This is a genomic window from Kitasatospora sp. NPDC059803 (assembly GCF_042732255.1).
In the GTDB taxonomy this organism is placed as follows: domain Bacteria; phylum Actinomycetota; class Actinomycetes; order Streptomycetales; family Streptomycetaceae; genus Kitasatospora.
Genome location: NZ_JBHWIJ010000277.1, coordinates 5,502 through 11,532 on the forward strand (window position 1 = coordinate 5,502; position 6,031 = coordinate 11,532).

At 70.0% G+C, this 6,031-nt stretch carries 8 protein-coding genes; 2 read left to right on the plus strand and 6 right to left on the minus strand.

What is annotated here, in order from left to right:
* From ACFV6I_RS31675 to ACFV6I_RS31700, 6 genes are all read right to left on the minus strand, one after another.
* Positions 1-1,077, minus strand: a 1,077-nt coding sequence (locus tag ACFV6I_RS31675) for a phytoene desaturase family protein (protein ID WP_380429014.1), incomplete at its 3' end; no start/stop codon positions are given.
* A 77-nt stretch (positions 1,078-1,154) separates the two neighbouring features.
* On the minus strand, positions 1,155-1,793 hold the full coding sequence (locus ACFV6I_RS31680) for a flavoprotein (RefSeq protein WP_380429017.1): 639 nt from the start codon (positions 1,791-1,793) through the stop codon (positions 1,155-1,157).
* A gap of 17 nt (positions 1,794-1,810) precedes the next feature.
* Positions 1,811-2,341, minus strand: a complete 531-nt coding sequence (locus ACFV6I_RS31685) for a hypothetical protein (RefSeq protein ID WP_063346942.1) — start codon at positions 2,339-2,341, stop codon at positions 1,811-1,813.
* The gene (locus tag ACFV6I_RS31690) at positions 2,338-3,249 is read right to left on the minus strand and encodes an alpha/beta hydrolase (protein WP_363377198.1); all 912 of its coding nucleotides are present in this window, start codon (positions 3,247-3,249) and stop codon (positions 2,338-2,340) included. Before ACFV6I_RS31690 ends, ACFV6I_RS31685 begins: the two co-directional genes overlap by 4 nt.
* Complete coding sequence (locus ACFV6I_RS31695) at positions 3,246-4,094, minus strand: hypothetical protein (protein WP_208869057.1); 849 nt, start codon at positions 4,092-4,094, stop codon at positions 3,246-3,248. The genes ACFV6I_RS31690 and ACFV6I_RS31695 overlap by 4 nt, the downstream gene beginning before the upstream one ends.
* Positions 4,095-4,201: 107 nt before the next feature.
* Positions 4,202-4,375 carry a cypemycin family RiPP gene (locus ACFV6I_RS31700; RefSeq protein WP_159398383.1) on the minus strand — a complete coding sequence of 58 codons (174 nt, stop codon included), beginning with the start codon at positions 4,373-4,375 and terminating at the stop codon, positions 4,202-4,204.
* Between the two features lie 517 nt (positions 4,376-4,892).
* Between ACFV6I_RS31700 and ACFV6I_RS31705 the strand changes: the two genes are divergently transcribed.
* Positions 4,893-5,591, plus strand: coding sequence for an ATP-binding cassette domain-containing protein (locus ACFV6I_RS31705; RefSeq protein ID WP_380342717.1), 699 nt, complete (start codon positions 4,893-4,895; stop codon positions 5,589-5,591).
* A gap of 5 nt (positions 5,592-5,596) precedes the next feature.
* Positions 5,597-6,031: hypothetical protein (locus ACFV6I_RS31710; protein WP_380429020.1), on the plus strand; the 435-nt coding region annotated here is incomplete at its 3' end.

Sequence of the window (6,031 nt, forward strand, 5' to 3'; positions counted from 1 at the left end):
GCCGCGCCCGGGCCGCGGCCGGGCGCGCCGCCCCGCGACCCCCCCCCCCCGCGCCCCCGCCCCGCCCCCCCGCACCCCCCCCCCCCCCCCCCCCCCGGACTCCCGGCGGTAGATCTGCGCCTGCGACCCTCCGAGGTGCACGGTGGCGGCCCTGGCCACGTCGGTGTTGCGCCACGGGATCGCCTCGGACACCAGGAAGTCGACCTTGGCCGCCGCGGGCCCGTACCGGAACCTGCCGAGTCGTCGCCGGTAGGCGGCGGGCAGTCGGTCGCCCGCCACGGCCGAGAACTCCTTCGGCCCGGTGTCGAACATGACGACGCGCGAACCGCGCACCTGCGCCAGCTCGGTGATGCGCGCACCGGTGTGGATCAGCCCGCCGTGGCGCCGGATGTCCTCGGCCAGGCCGGCCGCGATCTCCGAGCTCCCGCCGCGCGGCACCGGCCACCCCGAACTGTGCGCCAGGTGGCCGAGGAAGACCGACACGGCCCCGCCGACGATGCTGGGGAGCCTGCCGACGGCGTGCGCGGCCACCCCGGCGAGGAGGGCGGCCGCCTCGTCGGTCGCGAACCGGCGCGTGGCGAGCGCCGTCCCGTGGACCAGGGACCGCCACGCGAGCATCGCCGGAGTCCGCAGGGACGCGGGGACGGAGCGGAAGTCGGAGAGGAAGAGCTCCCCGATCTCGGTGCTGCGGCCGATGAGCGGTGCCATCAGCCGCCGCCAGCCGGCGCCGTCACGGCCCAGTGCGTCGCAGGTCCGGTCGAGGTCGTGGTACGCCACGGCGGCTCGCCCGTCAGCCAGCGGATGGGCGTAGGACGCTTCCGCCTGGAGCAGGTCGACGCCGCGGGCCGACAGGTCGAACCGGCGGAAGAACGGCGAGACGGAGGCCATCGGATGGACGGCGGAGCAGATGTCGTGCCGTACGTCGCTGTCGAACAGCGCGTGCGTGCGCAGGCCGCCGCCGATCTCGTCCTGGCTCTCGTAGACGTCCACGTGCAGCCCGGCGCGGGCGAAGGTGACGGCCGCCGCCAGGCCGTTCGGCCCGCTGCCCACGACCGCGACGTCGCTGTTCCATTTCATGCTCGGCCCGCCTCGTTCGTGGTCGGTCCGCCGCGCGGGATTCCACGGGCGGGGCGGCCGCTCACCGGGAGCTGGTGCTACCGGCGGCCCTCCGCATCGAACATTCCTTCCAGCTCCTTCAGGACCGACGGCAGGTAGAAGCCGGTCTCGCCCTCCCATTTTCGCTTCCCGACGCTGTAGGCCGCGACGGTTTGGCTGACCGAGACGTTCGGGCGCTGCAGCAGGAGCTCCATGTTGCGTTCGACGACGGCATTTCCGGCCGGAAAGGCGGTGGCGAGCACGATCGGCTTGTCGGTGATCTGCAACGCCATGGTGGCGGGGGTGTTGCAGTTTCCCGCGGCGAGCCGCATGGCGAAATCGAGCGTCGCGGGAAAGACGGCGAAGGCGTCGACGCGTTCGCCGATCTCCACGTGCGCGGATTCCGGGAGGGAGGGGTCGGCGTAGTCGTCGGTCCACACGTCGCCGCCCACCAGTCGGCGCAGCGCGTCCAGCGTCACGAAACGCTGTGCGGACCTGGTCACCAGGAGGTCGCTCGTGATCCGGGGAAACGACTGGCGCAGCCAGTGCAGCCAGTACGGCGTGAGCGCGGCGTTGATGGATCCGGTCACGATGAACAGGATCCGCTTCTCGCCCAGATCGGGGATCTCCTGATTTCCGCTGTTTCCGGTGTTTCCGGCGCTTCCGCCGGTTCCGCTGCTTTCGGTGCTTTCGGGCATCTCGGTATTCCCCCGGTTCACAGGGCGAGTTCCGGCGAGATCATGATGGGCTTGATCCCGTCGGCACCCTCGGTCGGGACGGACGCCACGATCATGAACTGGTAGTCGCCCGACTCGCTGCTCTTCCTGCACGCGTCCCGCACGGCCCCGGCCATCAGGTTGTACCCGTCGCTGTTCAGCATCCACTCGAACATGGCCCCGTTCGAGGCGAGCGTGCGCACCTGCGACGCCATGTCGAACAGCGCCTTGGGAACCCGGCTCCCCGGGTTCCACAGCACGGCGAGCGGCTTCGCCTCGTTCCGCATGGCCAGGTCGGCCCACGTGGTCCAGCCGTCCGCGGGCGTCGCGCGCGTGCGGTAGAAGACGTACAGGTCCTCGATGCCGGGGTTCGGGGCGAAGAAGCGCCATTGCGGCAGGTCGGGGAAGAACGGCAGGCGCATCTTGATCGGCAGCTTGTCGTCGGGCAGGTTCTCGAAGACCGTCAGCACGACGTGCGTCACCAGGGCGGCCTTGACCAGGGACGCGACGGCCCTGCGCCACGCGCTCATGAGTTCTCCAGGATGATCGCCGCCGTCTGCTGCGCCAGGGCGGGCTTGGCGATGATGGACCGGTGGCTGCTCGCCGGCACGACGTGGAAGTCCGCGGCGACCCGCTCGCTGAGCTTGCGCTGCTGCTCGGTGTTGTTGGCGGCCGAGATGACGACGCGCCGCAGCGGCCCGGCGGCCACGAAGTCCTGCCCGGCGAGGGGCTCGTGCAGGTACTCCTGGCGAGCCGCCAGCAGCACCTGGGGGCTGGAGATCGAGGCCAGGTACGCCCGTTGGATGTCCGGGCGGTATTCGAGTTCCCGCTCGGTGGGGCTCGTCAGCCAGCGGGTGGTGCCCAGGGCCGAGCCGAGCAGCCGTCGCGCGGTGTCCTGGTTGTAGCGCGCCACCCGCCTCTTCGACCCGCGGTCCTCACCGAGGAGGACGGCGTCCGTCCCGTCGACGATGTGCAGGACGGTGGCGCGCTCGCGCACGTACGCGGACTCCGCCGCGACGTTCATGGCGGTGAGGGCGCCGATCGAGTGGCCGCACAGGACGACGTCGCCCTGCGGCGCGAGCTGTTGCAGGAGGAACTCGACCAACTGGGCCGGCCGCAGCCTGCTCTTCGAGCGCCAGTACCCGCTGCGGTGGTAGCGCAGGACCCGGAAGCGCCGGCTGAGCAGCCCGGCCACCCAGTCCCAGGATTCCAGCGGCGCGCCCAGGCCGCTTTCGAGGACCGCGACGGGGGCGGTGGGGCCGAGCTCCCCGCCATCGAGCGCGTACTCGATCGCGAGGCCGTCCGGGCCCTGGATCAGGGAGGTCCCCTTGAGCCCGCCGCGCCGGGTGTACTCCTCCTCCAGGCGGATGTACGAGAGGTAGGCGCTGACCACGGCGGCGGCCCCGAAGGTGGCGACCACCTGGCGTTCGAACCTCATCCCCGGCCCCCGTTCCTGGGGAGGCGGTCCACGGCGTAGAGGACCGCCGCGTGGGCCGAGCTGAATCCCCAGAAGAACCGCGGCAGGCCCATCGTCACGGCGATGCCCAGGTGGAAGAGCTTGACGCCGGCCAGGGCCCTGCGGGCGTCCGCCGGTGCCAGCAGGTAGACGACCGGGAACCCCGTCTCCCAGACGATGGTGAACCACGTCATCGAACTGCACAGCAGCGGGCTCTTCTTCAGCCACTTGGCGACCGCGCTGTCCCCGTACTGCTGGGTCTGCAGGACCTGTTCCAGCGCCTCGCCCGACCGCCAGGTACTGGAGATCGCCTTCGCCGCGCCGGCGGTCACGTAGGCGATGAAGGTCTGGGCGTTGACCGCGCGCAGGAAGAGGTCGTCGGACTTCTCGGCCTCGGGGACCAAGGCGGTGAGCACGCGGTAGCCGCAGATCAGGGCGGCCATGTGGTCCGCCCCGTCCCTGCCGAACGAGGTGCGGTACTTGCTCAGGCCGCTGGAGGCCAGCATCAGGCCGGCTCCGGTGATCTGCTGCGCCCGGCTCCTGCGGCCGGTCAGGGTCAGCGCTCCGCCGACGACGCCCATGGCCTTGATGGCGACGGCGCCGCCGCGGCTGTCGATCGCCTTGCGGAGAGCCTGCGGGACGACGCTGCGATCGCGTTTCGAACTCAGGCCCTGCAAAAGGCCGTTGGGTCCGTAGGCGGCTGTCCGGGTCAAGGCTTCGAGGCCGCTGATGATCTCGCCCACCGCGGCCGGGGCCAGCGTCCAGTAATGCGCGTCCTCGCGCGATATGGGGTGGGAAGGCTCGTTGACGATCTTAGTGAATGGCATTCACGCGTCCTCGTGCTCCGGTCGAGCGGGGCCGGAAAGGGGAACCGCTCGTCCCCCTTTCCGGCCCGTCTGCTCACATGGGTGGTGTCACCGGTGGGTCAGTTGGTTCAGCAGCCGAGGCAGATCGTGCTGCCCGTCACGACGACCTCGCACACGGCGATGATGGTGGGGGTGGTCATCGCGGGAGCGTTGTGTGCGTTCACGAAACCCTCCTGCGCCTCCGCGAACGAAGCGTTGACGGCATCGGTCACGAACTCGACACGCGATTCGGTGGCGTTCACTCTTTCTCCTTTTGATGGTGGAGACAGCGGCCAACCCACAGAGGACCGACGTCCGCTGCCGGCCGCTGCCGTTCGACCATATGTCGTTTCGGTAACCACGGGAAGACCCTTGATGTGTTCATGGTGTGCACAATGCGAATCGGCGGCGGATAATTTCGAAGAAATTGACCAATTCCATTGTAGGTGGACATTCCTCGAATTCTGTGCAATGCCCCTTTTGTTGCGGAGTCCCCGGGTGTTCCTGTATTCGATCATTGATATCGCAGGTCAGGCCTTGATCGAGAATCCGGGCGGGTGGCGGATTCCGCCGAACAGTCCGTATGGCCTCGAATCACCCCATTTGACTTGACGGCCTCGGGTTCGGGTTCCGGTTCGGCCGGAGGGCGCATGTCGGGCCGCCCGGAGGGTGTATTTGGGTCGGCTTTGCAGGATTGGGACGCCTTGCTATGATCGGCCCAATGTTCAGAAAAGTGTGAAAATGAACGTTTCGATCATCCGAGAGAAGACGGCTCGTCGATTGAAAAACAAAACCGGCAAGGCGGCGGGCGCACCGCTGCTGCAACTCGTCGACGTCACACACGCGTACGGTGACAGCACCGTGCTCGACCGGGTCTCCCTCCGCATCCACCGTGGTGAGTGCGTTTCCCTGGTCGGGGAGAACGGATCCGGCAAGAGCACCCTGCTCCGCGTGGCGGCCGGACGGGAGAGACCGTCCGGAGGATCGGTCGTCTTCGACGGGGAAGAGATCCACGAGGATTCCCTGGACGTGCGCAAGCGGGTCGCGTCGGTGATGGATCCCGGTGCGTTCTACCCGGACCTCACCGTGCGGGAGCACCTGCGGCTCGTGGCGCTGTCGCACGGCATGGGCGCCGGAGCCGATGCCGCGGTCGACGGGGCGCTGGAGTCGCACCGCCTCACGGCGCAGTCCGAACAGTTCCCCTCGGCCCTGTCCTCCGGACAGACCCAGGCGCTGCTCCTCGCCGCCGCCTTCATCCGGCCGCACGACCTCCTCATCCTCGACGAGCCCGAACAGCGGCTCGACTCCCACGCCCGGACCGCCCTCGCCCGCCTGATCGCGGAGCACCGCGACCGCGGAGCGGCCGTCCTCATGGCCACCCACCACCGGGCCCTGAACGAGGTCGCGGACCAGATCGTCGAAGTCGGCTCGCGTTCGGGGCACTCGGGCCCGTCCGGGGCGGTGCAGGGGGAAGGATGAGCGGCTTGAGCGACAGCGTGGCACCCGCGACCGGGACGAGGGCACGGGTGCCCGACAGGTCGGGGGACTGCACCGCGGACACCCTGCTGTTCCTGCGCGAAGCCCGGAGCGGCACGCGCCAGGAGAAGCGCAGGAGCGCGTGGTTCATCGCCTACACGGTCCTCCTGGTGGGCGGCTGCTGGGGCGTCCCCGCCCTGCTCCAGTGGACGAGTTCGACCCGGGCGGCCGACCGGCCGCCCGTGCAGATCGGGGAACAGGCGTCCGCGACGCTCCTGGCGCTGATCCCGGCGGTGCTGATCCTCGCCCTGCTGCTCACCGCCCGGGGAGCGATGTGGCGGGGCCCGGGGCAGCGGGTCCGGGCCACCACCGGCGTCCTGCTGCCCGCCGCCGTCCACCGGCGAGCCCTGCTCGCGCCGGGGCTGCGGGCCTCGGTGGCGCTG